17 protein-coding genes, 1 tRNA gene and 1 CRISPR repeat array are annotated in these 23,374 nt (G+C 64.8%); of the genes, 4 read left to right on the top strand and 14 right to left on the bottom strand.

The window, feature by feature from the left end:
* Positions 1-29: 29 nt before the first annotated feature.
* From KOR34_RS26290 to KOR34_RS26280, 3 genes are all read right to left on the bottom strand, one after another.
* Positions 30-1,865 (bottom strand): hypothetical protein, encoded by a 1,836-nt coding sequence (locus KOR34_RS26290; protein WP_146569130.1) that lies wholly within the window; start codon positions 1,863-1,865, stop codon positions 30-32.
* Between the two features lie 92 nt (positions 1,866-1,957).
* Positions 1,958-3,745 carry an AAA family ATPase gene (locus tag KOR34_RS26285; RefSeq protein ID WP_146569129.1) on the bottom strand — a complete coding sequence of 596 codons (1,788 nt, stop codon included), beginning with the start codon at positions 3,743-3,745 and terminating at the stop codon, positions 1,958-1,960.
* Positions 3,742-4,836 (bottom strand): aromatic ring-hydroxylating oxygenase subunit alpha, encoded by a 1,095-nt coding sequence (locus tag KOR34_RS26280; RefSeq protein WP_197531771.1) that lies wholly within the window; start codon positions 4,834-4,836, stop codon positions 3,742-3,744. Before KOR34_RS26280 ends, KOR34_RS26285 begins: the two co-directional genes overlap by 4 nt.
* 103 nt (positions 4,837-4,939) lie before the next feature.
* Between KOR34_RS26280 and KOR34_RS26275 the strand changes: the two genes are divergently transcribed.
* A complete protein-coding gene (locus tag KOR34_RS26275) occupies positions 4,940-5,848 on the top strand; it encodes an ABC transporter ATP-binding protein (protein WP_197531770.1) in 909 nt (302 codons plus the stop codon).
* Positions 5,849-5,857: 9 nt separating this feature from the next.
* Here the strand turns inward: KOR34_RS26275 and bglX are convergent, their stop codons facing one another.
* The 6 genes from bglX to KOR34_RS26245 are packed head-to-tail and all read right to left on the bottom strand — an operon-like array spanning position 5,858 to position 13,502.
* Complete coding sequence (gene bglX, locus KOR34_RS26270; RefSeq protein WP_197531769.1) at positions 5,858-8,236, bottom strand: beta-glucosidase BglX; 2,379 nt, start codon at positions 8,234-8,236, stop codon at positions 5,858-5,860.
* A gap of 9 nt (positions 8,237-8,245) precedes the next feature.
* Entirely contained in the window at positions 8,246-9,334 is a 1,089-nt protein-coding gene (locus tag KOR34_RS26265) for a family 16 glycosylhydrolase (RefSeq protein WP_146569126.1), read from the bottom strand.
* A gap of 42 nt (positions 9,335-9,376) precedes the next feature.
* The gene (locus KOR34_RS26260) at positions 9,377-10,753 is read right to left on the bottom strand and encodes a glycoside hydrolase family 16 protein (protein ID WP_146569125.1); all 1,377 of its coding nucleotides are present in this window, start codon (positions 10,751-10,753) and stop codon (positions 9,377-9,379) included.
* A 6-nt stretch (positions 10,754-10,759) separates the two neighbouring features.
* Positions 10,760-11,194 (bottom strand): hypothetical protein, encoded by a 435-nt coding sequence (locus KOR34_RS26255; RefSeq protein WP_146569124.1) that lies wholly within the window; start codon positions 11,192-11,194, stop codon positions 10,760-10,762.
* Entirely contained in the window at positions 11,181-12,242 is a 1,062-nt protein-coding gene (locus tag KOR34_RS26250) for a DUF1559 domain-containing protein (RefSeq protein WP_146569141.1), read from the bottom strand. Before KOR34_RS26250 ends, KOR34_RS26255 begins: the two co-directional genes overlap by 14 nt.
* A 60-nt stretch (positions 12,243-12,302) precedes the next feature.
* The gene (locus KOR34_RS26245) at positions 12,303-13,502 is read right to left on the bottom strand and encodes a hypothetical protein (RefSeq protein ID WP_146569123.1); all 1,200 of its coding nucleotides are present in this window, start codon (positions 13,500-13,502) and stop codon (positions 12,303-12,305) included.
* Between the two features lie 531 nt (positions 13,503-14,033).
* Here KOR34_RS26245 and KOR34_RS26240 point away from each other — a divergent pair.
* Together KOR34_RS26240 and KOR34_RS26235 are read left to right on the top strand one after the other, a co-directional pair.
* Entirely contained in the window at positions 14,034-15,140 is a 1,107-nt protein-coding gene (locus tag KOR34_RS26240) for a LacI family DNA-binding transcriptional regulator (RefSeq protein WP_146569122.1), read from the top strand.
* Positions 15,141-15,523: 383 nt separating this feature from the next.
* Positions 15,524-15,597 (top strand) — tRNA-Arg (locus KOR34_RS26235).
* A 1-nt stretch (position 15,598) separates the two neighbouring features.
* Here the strand turns inward: KOR34_RS26235 and KOR34_RS26230 are convergent.
* The 3 genes from KOR34_RS26230 to KOR34_RS26220 are packed head-to-tail and all read right to left on the bottom strand — an operon-like array spanning position 15,599 to position 17,382.
* Complete coding sequence (locus tag KOR34_RS26230) at positions 15,599-16,822, bottom strand: tyrosine-type recombinase/integrase (RefSeq protein WP_146569121.1); 1,224 nt, start codon at positions 16,820-16,822, stop codon at positions 15,599-15,601.
* Complete coding sequence (locus tag KOR34_RS26225) at positions 16,822-17,187, bottom strand: DUF2513 domain-containing protein (protein ID WP_146569120.1); 366 nt, start codon at positions 17,185-17,187, stop codon at positions 16,822-16,824. The genes KOR34_RS26230 and KOR34_RS26225 overlap by 1 nt, the downstream gene beginning before the upstream one ends.
* A 9-nt stretch (positions 17,188-17,196) precedes the next feature.
* Positions 17,197-17,382 carry a hypothetical protein gene (locus tag KOR34_RS26220; protein ID WP_146569119.1) on the bottom strand — a complete coding sequence of 62 codons (186 nt, stop codon included), beginning with the start codon at positions 17,380-17,382 and terminating at the stop codon, positions 17,197-17,199.
* 385 nt (positions 17,383-17,767) lie between these two features.
* On the opposite strand from KOR34_RS26220, the gene KOR34_RS26215 reads away from it, so the two are divergent.
* Positions 17,768-18,661: a S1 family peptidase gene (locus KOR34_RS26215; protein WP_146569118.1), complete on the top strand. Its 894-nt coding sequence runs from the start codon at positions 17,768-17,770 to the stop codon at positions 18,659-18,661.
* Between the two features lie 1,392 nt (positions 18,662-20,053).
* A CRISPR array of direct repeats spans positions 20,054-21,112; the repeat unit is 36 nt; unit sequence GCTTCAATGAGGCCGGGGCTGATTAGCCCCGGAAAC.
* A gap of 184 nt (positions 21,113-21,296) precedes the next feature.
* Here KOR34_RS26215 and cas2 read toward each other — a convergent pair.
* The gene (gene cas2 / locus KOR34_RS26210; protein WP_146569117.1) at positions 21,297-21,590 is read right to left on the bottom strand and encodes a CRISPR-associated endonuclease Cas2; all 294 of its coding nucleotides are present in this window, start codon (positions 21,588-21,590) and stop codon (positions 21,297-21,299) included.
* Between the two features lie 10 nt (positions 21,591-21,600).
* The gene (gene cas4g/cas1g / locus KOR34_RS26205) at positions 21,601-23,346 is read right to left on the bottom strand and encodes a CRISPR-associated endonuclease Cas4g/Cas1g (protein WP_197531766.1); all 1,746 of its coding nucleotides are present in this window, start codon (positions 23,344-23,346) and stop codon (positions 21,601-21,603) included.
* Positions 23,347-23,374 lie beyond the last annotated feature (28 nt).

Below are 23,374 nucleotides of genomic sequence, written 5' to 3'. Positions count from 1 at the left end.
GGTACGAATCACCCCGGTCGCCCAAGCCGCTAGAAGTCGAAGTCGGTCTCCGACAGCTCTTCGGGGTTGACCTTCACGATGCGGAACTCGACCCGCATGTTCTGCCGCGCCTCGGCCATGTTGGACGGCTTCGAGATGACCGGGTCGGAGATGCCAGCGCCGACCGGCTGCAGCTGCGACAGGTTGACGCTCACGCCCTCCTGCTCGGCGTGCTTGACGATCGCCTGCTTCACCTGCTCCGCCCGAGCCAGCGATAGATTTAGCGCGGCCTGCATGGTCTGCAGCGGGCTGTCGCTGGCGCCCTCAAAGGCGCCCGACTTGATCAGCCGCACCATCTCACCGGTCTGGCTGAGGTCCAGCTCGCGCGCGCCGCCCTGGGAGTTGAGAAAGTAACGGTAGTTTCCTTGCTGGCCGGTGCGACGGATAATCCCCTTCCCGAGACCCGCCTTGATAGCCTGCACCAGCGTCTTGGTCGGATCGGAGTGTCCGCGGATCACCACCGCCGCGCCGCCGAACGTGCTGGCGGACTGCAGGGCGCGGTCGAACTCGGCGCCGTAGCGGTCTACGGAGAAGTCGGTCTGATTGGGCTCAAACGAGATAGTGAAGCTGACGATGGTGCGGGTGTCGAGGTCGTCGTCCAGGAATTCGCCCAGGCCTTCGCCTTCGACGATGGTCTTGGGTTCCACGTAGGGCAGGCCGGCGCGGCTGGCGATCTTGCGGTAGTCGAACCCGGACGGGTCGAAGCCGCGGCGCCCGTCGGCGTAGCCCCAGTTGGTGGCCAGGTCCAGCGCGGCGGTCATTTTGGGGCCGAAGCCGCTGAGGTTGCCCTGCTGGTTGAAGAACGCAACCTGCCCTGGCAGGCCGACGAATCGGCAGTCGAGCAGCAGCCCGTGCGCGTCGACCTCCAGCGTGGGCAGCACGTCCTCGCCAAAGATCTGTTGGCTGGTGGTCAGCAGCTGGCGGTACTCGCGGGACATCCGCTGAGTTTTCTCGAAGTCGTCGCGGAGCTTGGTGACCTCGGGGGTCGCCTTGAGGTACCCGGCGACAAACTTCTCGACGGTCTCGCGGTTGGCCTTGTACCAGTCGCTCCGCACGGCGTAGACGTCGGCGATCGAGCGGGACATGTTCTGGGTCGAAACAAGCACGTGCGCGCCCTGAACAGTTCCCTCGGCGCCGCTCCCCTCGGAGTCGAGCCCGCCGGTCAGGCCGATCATGTCGGGGGTGATCACGCAGCAGGCGTCGATGGACTTGTCGCTGCGGAACTTCTCCGCGGCGCCGTTGGGGCCGGTCAGGTCGTCGACAAACACGATCTCCACGTCCTGGTTGCTGAGCTTGGCGGCGGCCAGCGCGTCGTACAGCAGGCCGACGTGGGGGCCGCCCTGCTGGCACGCGATGCGGACCTTCTTGCCGTCACGCTTGAGGTCGTTCAGGGTGCGCAGCCCCTTGCGGGCGACAATGTGGTCGCCGCCGCTCCAGGAGAGCTGCAGAATCACCACCGGCTTGGTGCGCGGGTCCTGCCCCAGGACGCCGCTTGCCTGGCCGAGCATGCGGAATGTGCCACGGAGAAACGGCGACTTGCCCGACATGTAGTCCTTGACCTGCTGAACGAAGTCGTCCCCCGGGGTGAGCTTCAGGTCCAGGCCTTCCTGCGCGTAGATTGAACCGGGTTCGGTCTCCAGACCGCCGTTGGCGAAGAAGGTCGTGACATCGCCACCCCAGGTGATGTACGGCACGTTGATCTGCTTGCCGGACTGCACCGGGCGGACGTTTACCGGGCCGGTGAGCTTCGAAAACTGCTCGGCGGGGAGCTGCGTGGCGAGCGACATGAACAGAGTTGTCGCCAGCAGCGCGTATATGCGATTCATGGGGTTCTCCATTGGACTGGTCTGAACGCGTATTCGGCGGATGAAAGCCGATCTTGGGCGGATTGTGATGAGAAACGGCCCGGCCGGTTTGGCTAGCGGATTCCTTCGAGCTCCAACTCGCGGGCGCGGCGGGCCCAGGCTTCGCGCGCCTCGTCGGTCACTTCCGGGTCGGGCAGCAGCGAGCGTCGGGTGCAGTTGAGCAGCGCCTGGAGCGTCTGGTACTCGCGGGTTTCCCCGATGGCGGGCGGGATCTGGTCATGGATCGCAACGCGGACCTCGTCCCAGGTCTTGGGTTCAACGGCCAGCAGCATTGACCGCAGCGACGCGAACGCCGCCGCCGAGTAGATGGCGGGCAGGAGCGACTTGTTGAGCTCCGCCACCAGGTCGTCACGGGGCGTCTGGTCGTCGTCCAGGCTGACGGCGTCGAGCACCCAGCGGATGAACGCCAGGCGGTCATCGCCGGTGGGGTCGAGCACCGGGATAATGAGGTCGCCAACGCGGCCCGGCCGGCGGATGTCGGGCGATAGCAGGTGGATCCGGGCGGTCATCAGCAGCCACAGCACACGGCCGCGGAGCTGCGGGTCGCTCATCATCGCCTGGATCTTGCCGGTCAAGCGGCGCTCAGTCTCGTGGGCGTTGGCGTCGACGCGGCCGAACTGGGTGTCGGCCTCGTCGACAAAGATCACCACCTTGTCCAGGGCGTCGAGCACGCGCCGGAGCCGCTCGAAGATGACGTCGGTCTGGCCGAACCACTGGCTGCGGATGTTCTTCAGAACCAGCACGGGCAGGTCGAGCTCCGCGGCGACCGCTTCGAAGATGAACGTCTTGCCGCTGCCAATCGCTCCCGCGACGCCCGCCCCGGGCAGCGCCTTGGCGCCTTTGGCCTTGAACCGGGGGATCAGCTCGCGGGAGAGGAACTCTTTGAGCGAGGAGAACCCAACCACGTCTTTCAACGCGTGACTGGGCTTCTTGAAGTCCACCACGTCGTCGCCCAGCTGGGAGCGGATGTACTCCTCAACCTTGTCGAACACGCTGTCCGGCGTGACGGCGTCTCCCGTGTAGGCGGCGCCGGCGAGCAGCTGCCGCAGCGCCTGCAGCGATAGTCCGGCCGTGCAGGCGCCAAGCGCCTGCGGCGAGGACCAGAGTTTGGGCTTAGGCGACGCGCTTTCCAGGTAGTGCTCGATGAAGCCGGTGCGGCGTTCCGTCGACGGCGCCGGCACCTCGACGCTGAGCACCTGCGGCATCCGCGAGACGCGGCTGTGGATTAGCGCCCGCGACTCCGCCAGCAGGCAGACCGAGTCGCCCCCCTCGACGAAATCGGGGTCGCCGAACCAGTCGTGGACGATGCTGATGCGGTGCAGCTGCCGGTCGTTCAGCGACGATAGCTGCCCGGCCTCCGGCAGCAGCATATCGGCGGCCTCGACGATGATCATCAGGTTCTCTCGCAACGCCTCCCGCGAGCAAATCGTGAGCTGACGGAGGAATTCGAGCGCCAGCGTGGGGTTGCCGGTCGCGTCGCGGAGGTGCCGGTCGAACTCGTCCTGCAGCTGCTCGAGCCGCGACCCCTTCTCGCGGAGCTCCCGAAGGGCGAGCGTGTTGGCGTCCACGCCCGACTTCCACTCGACCCAGGCGCCGCGCAGCTTGTCGCGTGCCTCCTCGCTCATGCGCACCGGGCCGTTCAGCTCGTAGACCAGCTGCAGCAGGCCGGGGGTGCTGGTCTTCTGCAGCAGGTAGTCGTTTAGCGGGACATACGCGCCACCGTCGAACTGCAGGTCGTAGATGGCGCCGCAGAGGATCACGCTGCGGGATTGGCCTGAGTTCAGCAGCCGCGCTAGACGCGGGAAAAAGTCTTGGCTCTGGCTTGTTGGGTGGGAGCTCATTGCGTGAGGTCGTCCTTGATTTCGTCCCACAGAATGGCGTGGAAGGCGTGCACCGACTTTTCTAGCAGGGAGGAGTAGCGGCCCGAGTGGAACGACATCGACCGCAGCCCCTGCTGGGTGGATTCGCAGATCTCGATGTCTTCTTGCTGAATAACGTGCGACTGGCTAATCGACTTGCGGATGGTGCGCTTGGCCTCCCATTCTTCCGCGTCGTCATAGTCGACGTAGAAGTCGAACACCACCTCGCACGTGTCCACGCCAGTGGGAAGCACCAGGTTGGTGTCCATCATCCGGCCGTAACGGTTGATGAAGAAGTTGGGGTAGAGCCAGGCGTAGGTGACCTTCTTCCCAAGGCGGTCGTCTTCGCCGCTGGCGCCGCAGACCTGGACCGAGCCGCGGTCGAAGATGCTGGTGGCGTAGCCGTCAAACTCTAGGCTGCCGGCGAGCTGCTCGTGCGCGTACGCCACGTGGTAGCCGCCATCTAGCGAATTCTCGACGAACACCTTCCAGTTGCAGTTGATGGTGTAGGTGCGCCGCTCGACCCACTGCATGTGCTGAAACCCCAGTTCGTCCAGCGGCGGGTTCAGCGGCCCGACGTCCGCGGCCAGGTCCCGCGGATTGCCCGGGCCGCCCTGGGGCCCGTCGAGGTCGATCAGCACGAACGGACCCCACTGCTCGACGCTGATCGGCGGCAGGCCGAGGTCGCCGACGTTGACGCCTTCCATCCGGCCCATGTGCGGCGCCCGCTTCAATCGGCCGTCAAGGCGGTAGGTCCAGCCGTGGTAGGGGCATACCAGCTCCGACGCGCGGCCGCACTCCTGCGCCACCACCGCCGCGTGGTGACGGCAGACGTTGTGGAACGCCCGGAGGCCGCCATCGTCGTCCCGCAGCACGATGTAGGGGTTGCCTACCAGGTTGCCGGTGAAGTAGCTGCCGGGCCCGGCGAGCTGGTCGGCCCGGCCCACGGCGATCCACGCGGTCTGGAAGACCCGCCGCTTCTCGGCCGCCAGCACGACAGGCTCGGTGTACCAGGACGAAGGGGGCGTCGGGGCCGACTCGATCGGGATGTCGGGGGCAAATCGGACGTCCATGGCGCCGATTATAGCGGGTGAGCCTCTGGTTCCGGAGAGTCGCCGGGGGAATAATCGACCGCGGCGAACGAAGTACTCGCTCCCCACACCCCGAACTGGCGCCATGTCGAACCTCGAGATTACTGGACTGTCCCACGCGTACGGCCCGAAGCGGGTGCTGAACGACGTCAACCTCCGCGTTGGGGCAGGGCAGGTGGTCGCGCTGGTTGGGCCCAGCGGTTGTGGCAAGTCGACGCTGCTGCGGGCGATCCTCGGTACGCACCCGCCCACGGAGGGAACCGTGATGGTGGGCGACAAACTGGTCGACTGCCCGACCCGCGATGTTGGCATCGTGTACCAGCACTACAGCTTGTACGAGTTCCTCACCGCAAGGCAGAACGTCGCGTTTGGACTGAAGCTGGACCAGACCAGCACCCCGTTCCGGTGGTTCAACCCGCTTGCGTGGCGGAAGCTGCGACGGCGGCACCTGGAGGAAGCCGATGACTTCCTGGCCAAGGTCGGGCTGCTGCCGGCGCGTGACCAGTACCCAAGTGAAATGTCCGGCGGCATGCGGCAGCGGGTGGCGATCGCCCAGGCGCTGATCATGAAGCCGCGGGTGCTGCTGCTGGACGAGCCCTTCGGCGCCCTAGACGAGGCGACCCGCGAGGAGCTGCAGCTCATGCTGCTCCGCTTGTACGCCGAGAATGTGCGTGCGCGGGAAGAGAATCGGGAGCCGCCCTACACCGTGATCATCGTTACGCACGAACTGAACGAGGCGCTGTTTGTCAGCGACCGCGTGATCGGCTTATCGCAGCACCACGCGGACGGCGCCAATGGGGCGACCATCGTGTACGACCGCCCCGCGCCGGTGTTCAAACCAGAAGACCCAAAGGACCTCACGCGGTTTATTGCGCAGAAGGAAGAGCTGATCGGCTGCGTGTTCAGCGAGTCGCAACGCCGCGACCACCGCGACTTCATCACGTTCTGGGAAGAGCACGACAAGGCGCCCGCGGTCGCCGGCGCGCCGATGTGACGCCTGCGTTCAGCGCGTTTCGGCCGAGACGGCCGGCGAGGCGACCTCGGCGCTGGGGCCTTCACCCTCGAGCAACCGAAACTCTGCGTGCAGTGTGGCGTTGCTGTCGCCTCCGACCCAGACGTCAAACTCGCCCGGCTCTATCACGTGGTCGCGTTGGTTGTTGACGAACCCCAGTTCGTCAGCCGCGACCGCGAACTCTAGCACAACCGACTCGCCCGGCTTGAGCGTGACCCGTCGGTGGTCGTGCAGCTGCCTGACCGGTCGGACGACGCTGGCCACGCGGTCGCGCAGGTAGAGCTGAGCGATCTCCGCCGCCTCGCGGTCGCCGGTGTTGGTCAGCCGAGCGCGGACGCCCAGTACGCCGCTGGGCGGCAATTCGTTGTGCGAGAGCTCGATGCTGTCGTACTCGAAAGTGGTGTAGGACAGCCCGAAACCAAATGGGTAGAGCGGCGTTGGCGGTTTGTCGACGTAGTGCGACCGGTACTGAAACTCCTGCGGCAGGTCCTCGGCGCCTGAGCCGACGAGCGGCGCGTAATCTTCAGGGGCGGGCCGTCCCGTGTTGTGCCGCGCGTAATACAACGGCACCTGCCCAACCGATCGGGGGAACGTGATCGGCAGCCTGCCACTAGGGACGTGGACGCCGAACAGCAGGTCGGCGATGGCGGGCCCGGCCATCGAGCCGGGGTGCCACGCGTAGAGCACCGCGTCGACGGCCTCTGCCTCGCGTTCGATCGCCAGCGGGCGCCCGGCCATCACCACCATGACGATTGGTTTATCGAGTGCGGCCATCTCTTCCACCAGTCGCGGCTGTACGCCGGGGAGCGAGAGCTCGGCGCGGCTTCGGGCCTCGCCGCTGAGCACGACTTCTTCGCCGACGAACAGCAGCACTGCGTCCGCCTGTCGTGCGGCCGCGAGCGCGGCCATGATGCCGTCATCGCTTTTGGCGAAGCTGCTTTCGGCACCGGCGGCGTAGACTACCTCGGCTTGGCCCTCCAGCCGTTTGCGGAGGTGCGCCAGTGGCGTGATGCTGTGCTCAGCGTCGGCGTCGAGCGACCAGCACCCCAGCTGGTCCACCGGCTTGTCCGCCATCGGTCCAATCACGGCCACTGTGGCCAGCGACTCCTCGTCTAGCGGCAGAACGCCCTTGTTCTTCAGCAGCACCATGCTCTGGCGGGCGAGGCGGCGGGCAGCTTGGCGGGATTCGGCGGTTGGCGCCGGCTGCCCGGTCGCGCCGCCCTGTAGGGCGACCTTCATCCGCAGCACGCGGCGGACGGCGTCGTCGATGCGCCGCTCAGAAACCTGCCCCTCCGCGACGAGGCCCTTCAGGTGGTCGGCGTAGGCGGGGCTGCACATGTCCATGTCGACGCCCGCGTTGACCGCCGCCCGCGCGGCGGCGCGATTGTCCGGGACGAAGCCGTGATTCACCATCTCGGTGACCGACGCCCAATCGCTTACGACGACACCGTCGAACCGCCACGCGCCCTTCGCAACGCCGTTAATCAGGTCGTCGTGCGCTGTGCCTGGCACGCCGTTGACCTCGCTGAAGGTGGTCATGAGCCCCAGGCATCCGGCGTCGAGCGCCGCCCTGAACGGTGGCAGGTAGGTGTTGAACAGGTCGTACTCGGACAGGCTTACGCGGTTGTAGTCGCGTCCCCCTTCGCTCAGGCCGTAGGCGGCGAAGTGCTTCACGCAGGCCGCCACGCCGTGGATCTTTCCGTCGCGTTCAAGTTGAAAGCCATCGACCATTGCGGCCGCCAGGTCCGAAGCGAGGCGTGGGTCCTCGCCCAACGTTTCCGCGACACGGCCCCACCGCGGGTCGCGGCAGACGTCGACCATCGGCGCAAAGGTCCAGTCCACTCCCTCGGCTTTGGCCTCCAGGGCGGACAGCCGCGCGGCATCGCGGACCAGCTCGGGGTTCCAGGTCGCCGCCTGTCCGAGGGGGATCGGCATGATGGTTCGAAATCCGTGGACGACATCGCGAGCGATGATCAGCGGGATGCCGAGCCGCGAAGCGGAGGCCTCGCGCTGGGCGTCCTCGGCTAGTGACGCCTCGCCGGCGAAGAACACCGACCCGATCAGCCCGCCGCGGATCCGGGCCCGCAGCTCGTCGGTGAGCTGGTCTCCCTCTGGGTAGAGTTGCACAAGCTGGCCAATCTTCTCGTCGAGCGTCATCTCATCGATTAGACGATTGATGCGGTGGTCAATGCCGCCGGCGACCAGGTCAAACCGGATCGCCGCCTCAGCCGGTTCCGCGGTGGGCTCCAGCGCCGCGGCGCGGCTTGCGCCCGTTTGGGGGCCCGTGGCCTGCGCGTACGCGGGGCGACTCGGGAGCATGGCCGTGATGAGCAGCGGCAGAAGGATCCAGGTGCAGTGAGCGGGTCGCATAATCGGTAGCTAGTTCTTACGCGGGGAACGTCCGTAACAGAGTGTGAGTGCTGCCGCGGCAAGCACCGCTAAGCCGCCAGGGGCAGGAACCGTAGCCGTGGCCGAAGATGTGGCGCCGTAGTTCTGCCGCCAGACCACGTAGTCCGAGGCGCCGACCTCACCGTTGCCCGATCCATCGGCGGCCAGTCCCAGGCCCGTTGAGCCCAGCGAGTCACGCCAAACGGTGTAGTCCGTGGCGTCGACCTGCCCGTCGGCGTTGTAGTCGCCAGACAACTCCGCCGCGGTGATGCGGTTCCAGTAGCGGACGTAGTCGACGTACATCGTCTGCGGGAACTCGGTCGACCCGTTGGGGTCGCCGCCAAAGTGCCCGCCCACCGCGACGTTCAGGATGATATTCTTGGCAGTCTCGAAGATCGGCCGGTTGGGCGTCTCGGTGACGGTGAAATGGAGGTTGCCGTCAACGTAGAACCGCAGCAGCGTTGCGTCCCACTCGGCGGCGTAGGTGTGGAACCCGGAGTGGAAGTTAACTGGCTCGCCGCCTTCGGTGGCGGTGTACTCTTCGAACACGTACTGGTGCTGGTTGCAGCAGGGGCCGGGGTTGGTCTGCCAGTGGTAGGCGCTGCTGGTCAGTTCCGGTTGGCTGCCGCGGTTCTCCAGGATGTCGATCTCCCCACCCTTCGGCCAGTCGACGTGGTTGGCGTTGAGCCAGAACGCAGGCCACATTCCCTGGGTCGTGGGCAGGTCCATGCGTGCCTCAAACCTACCCGGGCCGAAGATTTCCCGCGAGGTGATGATGCCCGACTGGTAGTCCTTGCCGTCACGCGGCTCATCAATTGCCGTTATCTGAAGCATCCCATCGGCGACCGCCACCTGGTCCGGGTGGTAGTATTGCTTTTCGTTGTTGTAGCTGTCACGGCGGTTTAGGGCTTCCCATTTGGATTGGTCGAGCGAGTCGCCGTCGAACTCGTCGTGCCACGTAAGGCGCCAGCCAGGCACATCAGTAACGGCGGCCGTCGCATGGGGCTGCGCGAACGCAAGCGCCAGCAAAGCGCCCGCGATTAAGGCGGCGGTCGGTACTAGGTCCGTGCGTTGGCGCATAGAGGTCCGGGCGAAGCTGGTGGTTGTTGCTGTCGTGGGGAGCTAGGGGCAGTCGGCGGAGGGCTTGGAGGCGGTGAGCTGGGCGTCGTCAACAAACAAGGCGCCGGCTTCTTGATTGGGCTGGTGGAACACAATCGCCAGCCGGGCCTCGACCGCCCCCTCCGGCGCGACGGCATCGAGCATGTGGCGGCGCCAGCGGCCCGGCTTCGAGTCACCGGTGGCGATCACCACTTCTTCGACGCCGATCAGGTCGGGGGACTCGAACCGGGCGGCGAACCTCCTATAGAACTCAATCTTTGCCACCGCGGTGTTTCCGCCGCCGGCGATGCTGTCGTCCGGCGAGACAAACGTCTGGACCGACGCCCGTACGTGCTGTCCGGCGGTGACATCAATCCCCTGTGAAACCCCGGAGTACTGTGATCCCGTTCCGAAAGTCCCAAACAGCTTCAGCGCGGCGCCGCCGTCGACGCCGGTTTTCGGGGCGGCGGTCACGTTAGGGTTGTCGCGGAGGTCGACTCCAAAGTTCGTCCAACCGCGGAGCGACCCACCGTCGGCGTCGAAGCTGCCGTTCACTAGAGCCTTCCTCGCGGGGGCGCCATCCCGCTCGTAAACGCGGACCCAGTCGATTTCAAACCGTTGTGGCCAGACGGTCGAGGTATCCGGGTCAGGCAGAAAGTCTCCACCGATCGCGGTATTCAGCACCAGCTGCATCGGCGCGGCGTGCTTCGACAAGAAGTCTTCCACCTGGCTGTCGTCCACTCGGAAGTGGCTGACGCCGTCCACAGAGAAGGTCAGCCCGTGCTCATCCCAGTCGACGGCATAGGTGTGGAAGTCCTTCGTGTAATCGACTAGCTCGCCGTTGCGGCGCGTTTGCTGTTCCTCAAACACGAACTCGTGCCGGTAGGGCGGGTTCGTGCCGTAGTGGAACGCACTGCTGGTGAGGTGCGGCTCGTTGCCGCGGTTCTCCATGATGTCGATCTCGCCGCCGCTGGGCCAGCGATACTTGTCGACGTCGGGCAGCAACCAGATTGCCGGCCAGACGCCGCGTGTGGCCGGCAGCTTCGCCCGCACCTCCCAGCGTCCGTGCTTCCACGCCCGCTTAGAGATCACCTGGCCTGAGCGGTACGGCAGATCCTGTGACGGGACCGCCTCGGAGAGCAGCACCAGACGCCCGTTTTCCACGCTGACCTGACTCGGCAGGTACGCGTGTCGCGAGTTGTTGGTCGGTCTGTGGCTGTCAACCAGCGTCCAGCGGTCCTTGTCGAGCGTCTCGAAGTCTTCGCTCCAAACCAGCTTCCAACCGTTCCCGTCGGGCTCTGCGGCAAGCGAGGGCGTCGGCACGAGCAGCACTAGTGCAGTCGTCAATAGGCGGCTGTACTGCATGCGTTCCTTGGGCGGAATGGTCGGGCGATATGGCATGCGATGCTAGGGACTGTCCGAGCTGAGTGCAAAATCAATCTGATTGCCGCCCGGTTTCACGGTCGCGGTCAATCCGGACTGGTTGGGATCGCCGTAGGCGGCAGGGGTGAGCCGTTTGCCGCTGCGGGGAACGCCTGGCTGCGCATCGCCTACTAGTTGAGACGCCGAGACTGCCACCTTGTACTCGCCGGGCTCGACGCCATCGACGGCGCCGGTGCCGAGCTCAAACTTGCCAGCCTCGTCTACCACGCCGGACGGGGTCGCCCCGGTGCCTCCAGCGGGGTAGAACGTTACCGTGCAGCGAGTGTCCGCATCCGCACGGATCGGAGACCCGTCGAGGGTCACCGTGCCCGAAACCCGGCCCAGGCCGTCGCCGCAGCCGACAAGGAGCATTACGGCTAGCAGGCAGCACGACGCACGACGCCGACTACTGCGAGTCATCCGTTACCTCCTCGCCGTTGCGGGTGCAGCTGGTCCGGTAGAACTCATTGTCGACGCCATCGGCTATAAAGCGGACGGAGCCGTCCGCCGAGCAGAAATTGGCGCCGCCCGGGTGCAGGCTGCGGAACCCACGCTGGTCCCACCAGAAGTCGGCATTGACCGAGTCGGGGGGCAGGTTCATCAGATTATTGATCGGTGTGTTGCAGCTGCACCAGTCGCCGTCGGCGTAGAACGCGGCCGAGTGGTAGTTGTACTTCGGTACGTCTTCGCCAAACAGCAGTGTGTTGCTGGTCCCGTCGGTAACCTTCGAGATCTTGACCGGCCGGCGCCACGCCTGGCGGAAGAAGATGCCGCGGCAGCGGGTGTCGCGGTGACAGTCGCGGGCCGTGGTGCCAACCCCGGCGGGCACGCCTTGGTCATAGTTCCCGCTGGGGAATTGGGAGTTGGAGTTCGTGAAGGTGGTGCCGTCCGATTCGCCGACCACGGTATCACCCAGCACGCCCTTGTAGCTCGTGACCGCCACCTGGCAGCCGCCCCAACCGAACTGCTGGTCGGAGAGCTGTTGGGCGTTGGCGTCGGACGGGCAGGCGAGCACCTCTAGCTGCGATTTCATAAGCTCTGGGACAGAGATCCCGTTGTTCCGCGACGCAAGGCCGCGTTCGCCAGGCAGCCCGCCGCGGAAGCAGACCCCCAGGGTGAATACGCCCTCGAAGGCGCCCGCGTCCTTGAACCGGTCGTACAGCGGCTGCTGCTCGAGCTGCGGCAGCATCTGCGGTATCCAGCCGGCGGCGGGGCCGTCGCCGTCGGAGCCGTCGATCCCGGCGTACATGCCCATGCTGGCGGGGAAGTGCCCGGCGGTGTCGTGATAGTTGTGGGCGGCCAGGCCCAAGTTCTTGAGCTTGTTGACGCAGCTCATCCGCCGCGCCGCCTCTCGGGCCGACTGCACGGCCGGCAGCAGCAACGCGACCAGCACGCCGATGATCGCGATCACGACGAGCAGCTCGACCAGCGTAAACCCGGGCTGCTTGGACGTAGTTGAGGGTCGCATGCTTCAATCGCCTCCAGTGAAGATGAGTGACGCGGTCCGTTCAACGGCGCCGACGCCCGGTCAGCGGGCCCGGCGGACCGACGCTCCCGCCGCCGCCATGGCCAGCGCCAGCAGGGCCGCAGCCGGTTCGGGGACATTTCCGGTCTGCAGCCCTGCCGAGGCGGCCTGGCCGTAGTTGGCGCGCCACAGGTCGTAGTCGGCGGAGTCGACTCCGTCTGCGCCGTTGCCGGCGCCGTTCAACGCAGACTCGTCGGCCGCTCCTAAGTTGTCTCGCCACACGGTATAGTCCGCTGCGTTGACAATGCCGTCCGCGTTGAAGTCGCCGCCCAACACAGTCACCGACTCGGGCATAGGGTTCGTGTTTGGCGTATTGTTAAGGTCTGCCTCAGTCGCAAACACTTCCAGCAGCACATTGTCTACCCACACGCTTCCCGCCCCCGTCAGGTCGGTCCCAGCATAGTCGCCCAGGAACATGACGGCCCGGACCTCCTCGATGTCGGCCGCGGTGAAGATGTCGGAGCCGATGGTCCAGTTGAACCCATCGTCAAGCGGGTCATCGTCAATAACGATGGTGGCCTCGACGAGCCTCCACTCGTCGGCCACAAGGGATTGGGCGACAGGCTTCTCGAAGGAGGTGGTTCCCGAGTTGTTCATGTCGATCCACGATGCCTGGCTCTGGTTGAACCCGTTGAAGGTGGCGTTGCCGGCGTTTTGGTCGGTGTCCCAGATCCGGTCACCGAACGAGGGGAACGCCGCCGGATTGAAGTCCGCGTTTCCAGATCCGGCTTCTTTCCACAGCTCGAACTTCACCACCGGCTCGATCTGGGGCACCGCGCTGACCGGGTCAGCGGGGTCCTGCCGCATCCACATCGACAGCCGGAAGGCATTCCCATTCTGAATCTTGCCGCCGCCGTTAACCGACGCGATTGCGGAATTGACCGGAGCCGCGTTAGGCACGTCCGTATTCGCTCCACCCTCCGAGCTATCGAGACCATTCTCTCCGTTGGAGATCCCAATCGCGAAACCGGCGCCGTTGTTACCGCTTACGCCGTCCATGGTGTAGACGGCGATGTTGTTGCTTCCTTCGAGGGCCGTGACGTCCACGAAGAATGGCGATGCGTCCGCAAAATAGTTGACCTCACCGAAGGCGGTGCCGAGGTCGGTCTCGGGGTTCTCGAACAGCGGGAAGACCTGCACCGCCGCCGCCGGCGAAGCCGCCGCACCAACTAGGAACAACACCGCAAGGTTTCGAAGAGTCATTGAGGTACTCCACTGTATGGGCCGCCCGGAAGCCGCCAAGCTAGGTCATGAAAGATGCTTCAGTGTCAGAACAGAATCGTCACGCCCGCGCCGCCGCTGTTCGCTTGTTGGGTGGCTCCCGCAGCCGCCCGTTCACTCTCGGGAGGCTGCGGGCTGCCCCGCCACCCGCTCCAGTCAATCTCGCCGCGCCGTCCGAGGTCGCTGTCCACCGAGACGGCAAGCTGGCAAAGATGGAGCCAATAGTCAGTCGCCACTCGAGGAGTCTCCGTCGATGGGTATTCGAGCCGTAGCTCGTCAAGGCCCGGGTCTGGTCGATCGCCTCTCTCTTGGCTTCGCCGCGGGGCGAAGGAAAGGGGACGACCGGCAGTTTTGATAAGTAGTCGCCCGGAGAATCGGGCGAACGCCTGGTAACGGATGAGTAACTGTTAATAACGAGTGTCCCCGAATCGGCTGATCGGGTCAAGCAGATTCCTCATGTTTTTCTGCACTTGAGCCGCTCAAGCAGGCTCATGCGAGAATGTTGTTGCATAGATGGGCTGCAGGCGTATACTGAAAGAAACTGTTACTCACGATTTCTCCAATAGCTGCGGGTCCCGAAGAATGGCCTCAATCAGAGATGTCGCCAGGCAGGCGGGGGTTTCCATCGCGACCGTATCGCGCGTTGTAAATGGGGTGGAGACTGTTGCTCCCAAGCTCCGCCGTGACGTGCTTCAGGCAGTGGAGGTATGTGGGTACAAGCCTCCCGAGCAGCGTCGTGCCGGCAATGGCATTGCGTTGGTCTACGCCGGTCCGTTCACGATTGGCTCACCCTACGACTCCGCATGCGTGGAGGGCATCGTGTCGGCGATGCGCGAGTCTCGGTACGATCTATCCGTTATCGACGTGCGTCGCGACAGAACCGACAACGAGTCGATGAAGCAGTTGTTTCAGCGGAAGGGGCTGCAAGGCGCCATTGTGCGATGCACACTGGCGGACCGGCCGCTGGTCATTGAGATGGCGGAAGAAGGCCTGCCGCTGGTGGTGCTCGGGGACCACTTCGATCACCCGTCGATTGCGTTTGCGTACACCGAGTCGGGGCAGGCCAGTCGCGAGGCGATTGAGTATCTGGTGTCTCTTGGGCACCAGCGGATCGCATTTGTGTCGTGCCATCGTGAGGACGGCGACCACGCCGACCGACTCCGGGCGTACCGTGATGTCTTAAGGGAGCATGGCCTGCTGGATGAAACGCTGGTTTATCGTGTTCCACCTTCACGCCGCGACGGCGGACCGGTGCTACGCAAGCTGGTCGGCGGAACCGACCGCCCGACGGCCGTTTACATCGCGGACCCACTGATCGCCGCCGGTGCCATTAACGAGGCGCACCACATGGGCGTCCGCATCCCAGATGATCTGTCGATCGTCGGCTTCGACGACACCGACCTGCGGCACATGATCTACCCGCGAATGTCGGCCGTCTGCCAAGACTCGGAGGAACTGGGCCGGGCCGCATTCAATCTTGTTCGCTCCCTGGTGGAAGGCGACGCATCGAGCAACTCGACGCTCCAGCAGGCCTGGCTAGAGGTGCACGGCAGCACAGGGCCACCACCAGTAAGCGTCGACCGCGTGATGCCTTCTGGTTCAAGGCTTCCCGTAGCGTAACAATTCGCTGTGCCGACTGGCGAACCGTCATTCGATTCTTGCATTAGACGGCCGCTCCGTGAGGTTATTAATTGAGCGGAGCGGGTGCCAACTTTTTCCCAGCCCGTCGTGCCACCAAGCTTGCTCGACCTCTGGCGTCCTGGTGGGCTTTTGGCGAAGGGGACGACACAACTCATCGAGCCGCTTACCGGCGTAGCGATTTGAGTCATTGCAGGGTTAGGGGGCGGCGATCTGCAACTGTCGCGAACAAAGTACTCCGCTGTCGGCGATTGTGCGCCGATAGGCGTGTTATCGTTATTAGCGGTGCCGTTCGAACGGCCAGAGCTTCTGGCGATCTTGGCGTCGCAGCCATCCCCGCGTAAACTGTCGCAGCAGCGTCGTTTGCGCCCATAGCTCAGTTGGATAGAGCAACGGACTTCTAATCCGTAGGTCGCTGGTTCGAATCCAGCTGGGCGTGTTCACTTTACCCGGGGTTTACTGGGTTCTTGCCCGTCGACCTGTGCCTCTTCCGGGCTGGTGTCAACCAAAGTGTCAACCAGCTTGCCCCACAGGGCCGCCGACGTCGCCCGGGCATCGTGCCCCACGTAGTAGGTCATCGTCGTCTCAATGCTGGCGTGACGCATCAGCTCTTTCAGCTCGGCAGGCATGATCCGCCGCGACCACCGAAAGCCGAACGAACGGCGCAGGTCGTGAGCCGTGGCCGTTTTGCCCTTCTCCGTGTCGGTGATGATGCCCGCCTTGCGGCCGATCTTCCCGACCACCTTGCTCACCTTCACGGCGTCCCGAACCATCGGCCCCTCACCTCGCATACGCTTGGGGCTGAACACATAGCCGGACGGCTCGGCGCGCCCCTCAATCAACAACATGGCCTCAGGGGCCAGCGGCACGAGCTCGACCTTGCCTGACTTCTGCGAGCCCGCGTCGAAGGCGAGGACGCTCTGCTGGCCGTCCAGACGCACGGACACGCCGCCAGGCGTCTGATCCCACCGCAGGGCCAACGCCTCGCCGAGGCGCAGTCCTGACGTCCACAGACCCCGGAGCAGGAACTTCCAGGACTCGGCCGCATTCTCGCCGACGACCTTCGGCACGGCCGCGATCATACGGTCGAATTCCTCGCCGGTGATCGGGCGTCCCTTCATGCGGGCCGCGTTGGCCCGCTTGGGCATCTCGAATTGTGGAACTTTCGGCAACATTCCCTGGCGACTCGCCCAACGCGCGACTGCCTTCAGGTGTCGCAGGTGGCGCCCGACGCTCGCCTCGCTCAGGCGGTAGGACTCTTGTACCTCTTCCCCGCCGCGCTTGATGGTGCGGGTCCGCTCTCGTCTCAGGTGGGCCGCGTAGGCCGTGACCCGGGGAGTGGTAAGGTCGCCCACACGTTGAGGGTTGCAGAAGTCCTCGAACGCATTGAAGGTGGCCGCGTAGTTGACCATCGTCGCGGGTGCCAGGTCATGCATGTGGGCATCTTCCCACGCTTCGCGGAACTCGGCCCACGGCATCCGCGCGGACCGCTCGTAGCGCCCCTCCTGGAGCTCCGCCTCCCACTTGGCAGCGACCTTCGCTGCCTCCTTCTTGCTCGCCGTGCCCGTGCTGCGTGCGACCTGCCGATTCGTGATCGGGTCGCGATAGAGCATGTAGAGGTACTTCCGACCCTTGTCGACAACGTGAACTTTGATCTCTTCCATCAGAAGATCGCCTCCGTGAGCAGCTTTGTCAGAAATGAACGAAGCACTGCAAGGGTAAGCCCACCTCCCGCTCCGGCGATTTGCTCTTTCGCCTTCTTCCAACGATCGTCGTCTCTGGCGGAGTCGATGAAATCGTGCCCAGCCCACGTTAAGCCGATGGGGGGGGTGCTATAGATCATCGTAGTCGGGTTGTCGTCGATCGAAGTTATTACCCCTATGCCGTGCACTAGCTCCGATTCGGAAAGGAGGCGAACGTGATATTTGAAGAGTGCGGAATCCGGATCTGCTCCATCAAATCCCTCCAACTTGTCGTGCTCTTCGATGTACAGCAGTATCGATCTGATCAGGTCCCAGTCGCGTTTCATCGCAGCCTCCTATCGGTTTTCGGGAAGGCATCGCCGGTGAGTCCACTCGTCGAGGTCGCCCACGTGAAAGAAGGTGTTTTGGCCGTCGCGCCAGTGAGGGCAGGGCCCGGCCGGGCCGTCGTACTTCAGCCAATGATTGATGATCCAGCGCCGCTCGACCCTGAGATGCTCCGCCAGGGTGTCGATGTGGATCACGGGAAGGCGGCAAGAGTCGAGGACGCGAGTAGTCTGCTGCATGATGACTCCGAGGTCATTGACTAGGCGCGGCCGGCTTCTGAGACCGAACCGCGCGTGACTCCGCTCGGCCCGGCAACGCGTTCAGAAAGGAGGACACGGAGCCCCCCCGCGCAAACCTCGCTCCCCCGCTGCCGGGATCGATGCTTGTGAGTGCGCACGCGCTACCGGGCCGAGAGGCCGTGTTTGCATCCACCGTAGACTCCGTGTTGTTGCCGAGTTTCTGAGGCTCGGGCCGGCCAGGTAGAGACCTCGCGTAGCCAGCGGTAGAAATTGTGCCGGCGGGGCGTCAGCATGTCAACTCGCTATACTGCTAGCCCCACCCATCAAGCTAAGGATTGCAAGCATGCCTGACGACGTCCCCAAAGGGTTGCAGCCAGTCTACGCGAGGAGCCGCCGCGCATCGAAGAACTCTACCCCGCGCATGCTTTCACACGCTACCCTCAGGCTAGTTTGCCAGGGCGAGGATGCGGAGGTGTGGGGAGGCACGGGCTTCCTCTTCGACTTTGCGAAGGATGGGAACGCCGACGGTCTCGCGGTGGTCACCAACCGCCACATACTTGAAGAGGCGGTCCGAGTGACGACAAGGCTTACTCATGTGAAGGCCGGGACCGACGAGGCTGACTACGGAAACATCACGTCGGAAGTCCTCGCGGACGTGGAGGGTGCCTGGATCGACCACCCGGACGATGACATCGACCTAGCTGCATTGCCAATCAGCGAATGCCTACTAGAAGCGCGGAAGCGACGCCTGCCCTATTTCGTATCGGCGCTGACACCCCAAGACATGCTCAGCGATGAGGAACTGAAGACCACCGACGCGATGAGTGAGGTCATCATGGTCGGTTACCCAGACTTGATTGAGGACTCGGTTAACAATATGCCAGTCTTTCGCAAAGGAATCTGCGCTACGCACCCGCATCTCAACTACGACGGCAACCCAGACTTCTTGACAGATATCGCATCGTACCCTGGATCTAGTGGCTCTCCTGTGTTTCTTCATCGATCACTCTGGCCGCTGGCGGGCGGAAAAGCACTCGGCCCGTACACCAAGCTACTTGGGATTCACCACAGCGGGATGGAGTTCACGACATCAGGAGACGTAGACGTGGTGACTCCCGAGGCATTTGTGTCGCAGTCGAAAGTCCCGATGCACATTGGAATTGCGGTGCGCTGCGAGAAGCTTCGTGAGCTTGGAGAGGCGATTCAGAGTCAGTTCGGCTTCGAGCTTGCCTTTTAGTGAGGCGCGACCAGTCGGGAGAATTCCCAACTGGGCGCGCGCCCAGTTGGAATCGATTCCAACTGGCTCCCCCGATACCTCAGGAGGTGTCCACGACCTCGCGCGATCAACTGGGGAATTCCCCAGTTGATCGCCGGCCGCGTCCCGCTCTTCTGGTAATTCACCCAAAGGGTCCTCATCGTCGGCGATCCACAGCCGCCAGCCCTCGTCCCTGGCCGCGGCGGCCACCGCGGCCGCGTCCTTGGTCGACCCGCACAAGGCGACCATCGCCTTCCGCCACCGCTCGAACGCGTCCCGGAACCGCATGGTCAGGACGAGCGTCGCGTAGGGCTTCGCCTTCAGGTCGATCAGGAGCCGCTCGGCGGGGCTCTCCTGCGTCGCGAACTTCAGCAAGCCGCCATGGCTCAGCGGGTCCCGGAGACGCTGACAAGCCGGCTCGAGCATCGCGAGGAACTCCTCCTCGGTGAACTCGTCGAACTTGGGGCAGGTGACCTGCAACCGATTCACCGCGTTCTCGACGGCGACGTGGCTCGCGCGCTGCAGGTGGAAGACGTACTCCTTCAGAGCGGCGACCCCGCGCGGCCCGATCGCCGCGATCGCCTCCGGGCGGCGCCGAACGCGCCTGTCCGTCTCGATCCAGTACCAGACAACAAGGATTGAGGTTGCGACATCGGTGAGGTCGGCCGTCGCGTCCAGGAGCTCCCGGCGACTCCGGAACCCGCGCGACTCTACGCCCACGGCTTGACCTCCCCGGCCGCGCTATCGACGAACGCGTCCGTCTCGAGGTTTTCGAGAATGCCCTCAACGAGGTCCTTCATCTCGCCGGTGTTCTGGCGATCTCGTCCTCCTTGGTCTCTCGGTTGCGTCTGAGGTCCAGAGAGCGTTCCTCACGCGATCCCTCGCGAAGGGCGCCCGACAGCCAGCCGGACGTCGTCTCGGGCCCGAGGCCGTCCTGAAGCGCCTTGATCGCGGCCATGTGCTGCCCGCTGTTGATTAGGCCGGCGTCGCGGACAGGGTCGACCCGCTATTGGCCTGGCACGAGAGCGGTGTCAGGGGCGGCTGCTTAGACTAGCCTCCATCGGATCGAATTTCGCTACTGCCTTCTGCGGGGTCACCGAAGTATGGAGGGGACAGATTCTAAGTCCGTCGACGGATGCCTCCAAGGATACGGCCTTCGGCAGTGACAAACGGAGCTGAGACTCATTGTGTGTTCGCATCGGTGCCTCTCACCTCAGCGACTTTCCGTCGATGCTACGGCCGTTCGGTCGATGCAACTTCGCTCATTTGACGCCGCCGCAGATGCGCCAAGGTTGAGGTGACCGATGAGGAAGCTCAAGGTCTGATCAGCCCCGGAACCCCGCAGAACATGGCGAACGCAAACAATGCCCCAGCGCTTCAATGAGGCCGGGGCTGATTAGCCCCGGAAACGATCGGCGAGTCTGTGGACTGGGCGGCCATGATCGCGCTTCAATGAGGCCGGGGCTGATTAGCCCCGGAAACGATCTCGATGCGGCGGCCGAGCTTGATCGACTCCCACGGCTTCAATGAGGCCGGGGCTGATTAGCCCCGGAAACGTTGCTTGGCCACTGCCTAAAACTTGCGCACTGGCAGCGCTTCAATGAGGCCGGGGCTGATTAGCCCCGGAAACGTGGGGCGTCTCCACGATCCCGTCGATGCACCTGTAGCTTCAATGAGGCCGGGGCTGATTAGCCCCGGAAACGGGAACGCTGATCGTCCCCGGGGGCGACGGTGAACAGCTTCAATGAGGCCGGGGCTGATTAGCCCCGGAAACGAGCTTAAGCGAAGCAGGATCAAACCCATGTCAGACCGGCTTCAATGAGGCCGGGGCTGATTAGCCCCGGAAACTTTGCCGCCCGCGATCTTGTGTTTCATGCCGCGATTGCTTCAATGAGGCCGGGGCTGATTAGCCCCGGAAACGTTCGCGGCGGCCCTGTCACTCGCCAGCTAATCGCGTGGCTTCAATGAGGCCGGGGCTGATTAGCCCCGGAAACCGGCCGGCAGGATGACGCGGCCGTTCGCGAACTGGAGCTTCAATGAGGCCGGGGCTGATTAGCCCCGGAAACGCCCTTGCGACCGACTCCGACGCCGTGGCCGTGCAAGAGCTTCAATGAGGCCGGGGCTGATTAGCCCCGGAAACTTGCAGTCGGCCCACAGGTCGGGCTGGCGGCGGTAGAGCTTCAATGAGGCCGGGGCTGATTAGCCCCGGAAACGACAGCGAGCGACGCAAGAAGGTCGCCGCGTGGGTCGCTTCAATGAGGCCGGGGCTGATTAGCCCCGGAAACGGGCAGCGAAGAGACGTGGTTCGGCGACTTCCAGTAGCTTCAATGAGGCCGGGGCTGATTAGCCCCGGAAACACCCGGGCATCGCGCTGACCCCCGCCGCGGGCGACCTCGAGCTTCAATGAGGCCGGGGCTGATTAGCCCCGGAAACCGCCCGCTTCCCAAGTCGGTTGCGGGCAAAGGGTCGCGACACGCTCTGCGAGAGCTGCCGAGTCGCCGAGCTCGGCTACGATCGAACTCGCTGTGCAGGTTGCCAAAGACCTTGCCTCCCAGTGGGTTGCGTCCGCGAGAGGTCCCCGGAGTTTTCGCATCACCCGAGCACTCGCGGTGCGTCGTTACACGATTGTAGGGCCTCGATCCGGGGCGAGCGAGAGCGGCGCCCCCCAGAACTCGATCGATTCGTCGCCGCGGCCATTGATCGGGCCGAGGTTGGCGATCATCACCCGGTCCTCGTCGTCGTGCAACACGCCCGCCAGCCGTTCTCGGAGGTCATGTAATTCGAGCTTCGTCAGCTCGCAACGGAAGACCGAGAACTGCAGCGGGTCGCCGAACCCCTTCAGCGTCTTGTGGACGATGCGGAGGCGTTTGGGCGTCGCGATGTCGTAGCAGATTAGGTAGGCATGACGCATGGCGACAACCTCAGCGAGTCGTGAACGCGGGGTAGTGTTCGATCTCGCCCGTGACGGCGCGGGCGAGCAGCCGGGCTTGGACCTCCAGCACGCGCCGGTACACGATCCGGTAGCCGAAGATTGGGTGGGTCACCTCCTGGGCGAGGCGACGCTCGAATGCGGCGATCACCGACCGGCGGCCGGCGTCGGTCAGGGCGACGGCGCCGGCTCGGCTCAGGAACGACTCTTCGGATAACTCGCCGTTGTTGAAGAGCATGAGCGTCGCCGAGTCCGCCACGAGCGGCCGGAATTCCTCAGCCAAGTCGAGCGCCAGCGACGGGCGGCCGTAACGCGGTCGGTGGAACACGCCGAGCATCGGGTCGAAGCCGACAGACTGCACCGCGACGTGCAACTCCTTGGTGAGCAGGCTGTAGAGGAACGACAACACGGCGTTCGCCGGGTCGGTCGGCGGCCTGCGGTTGCGGCCGTTGGTGTCGCCGCGAGACCAAGGAGGCAGCAGGCCGAAGAACTCGGCGAAGTAGGTCTTGGCGGCCATGCCTTCCAGGCCGAGAAGCGACCCGGCCTCGGTCGTATGCTCCGCACGCTGGCGGTAGTCGTCCAGGGCCGTAAGGGCGGGGTGGTTGCGGTCGCCCTTGTCTCGCTCCTTGAGCTGACGCCGGAGAAGCGTGCGTTGGTTGCGGACCTTGCCGGCGACGATGCCGCGAGCGATCCCCAGCGAGGCGGCCGGGTCGGCAGCGACCTCAAATTGCCGAATCCGCAGGGCGATGTTTTTGTGGGCGAGGCCGGTTGTGATTGCGTTCAGCCAGCCGCCGTAGCTGAAGTGGCAGATCGGCGTCCCGCGGCGGGCGAGCTCGCTGATCGCCGGCGCCGAGAGCATCACGTTGCCGAACAGGCAGATCTGCGACACGTCCAGGAGCCGGGCGTCGGTGAGCTTTTTCCCTTCGAGCTTGACCGTCAGCCGGTCACCGCTCTTGCCGACGAAGGCGCCTTGCTGCTGCACGTAGAGCGGCAGCGCTTCGGAGAGGGCGGGGAGCAGCTTGCGTGGCTTTCGGTGCAGAGCGCCGCCAGTGTGCTCATCCGCGGCTTCCGCGCTCAGCAGGTTGGTTTCGTCGGGCAGGCAGATGCCGACCAGCGAGCAGCGGGGGCACTTCGGGCTGTCCTTCAGCGGCGGGGGCAACCGGTCGTTGGCGGCGGCCAGGCGGAACGCGGCAGCCAGCTCGCGAGTGCGCTCGACTAGGGCGTCGTCGAAGGGGATCGAGACGCGGCGCCGCGAGCCGGCAAAGTAGAGGACGCCCTCGTCGCAGCGGTAGCCATTCTCGCGGAGGATCAGCCCCTGAGCGCAGAGCTGGACCCGCTCCGGCTCGTAGGCCCCCTCGGGCAGGTCTGGCGCCTTGCCCTTCTTGTAATCGACCGGCGTAGCGACCGGTCCGTCGAGCTCCAAGAGGTCGAGCTTCGCAGTGAGCCCCTCGCCCGGCGCCGAGAGGGATACCGAACGGGCGTGCAGCGGCTCTTCGGGCGGGGCGTCGCTCTCGGGGACCGCCCTGCGGTCCCCCTTGTCGACGCGGCGGTGGGTGAAGAGCCCCTGGCGGGTGTCGAGCGAGGGGGCCCATTCGCCATCGGCCCACATTAGCGTGCCGAGCCGCGGGCAGTAGGCGAACTCGTTGAGCATGCGGACCGGCAAGAGGTCCGGCTGGGCGTCGCCGGCGCCGACCGGCGGATCACTCGACGGCACGGCGGATTCGGTTTCTGCGGCCACGACGCACCTGTCGTGAAGAGTGGAACGG

The organism is Posidoniimonas corsicana (assembly GCF_007859765.1).
Taxonomy (GTDB): Bacteria; Planctomycetota; Planctomycetia; order Pirellulales; family Lacipirellulaceae; genus Posidoniimonas; species Posidoniimonas corsicana.
The sequence above is the reverse complement of the archived record's forward strand: the minus strand, read 5'-3'. Positions and strand labels throughout refer to the sequence as shown.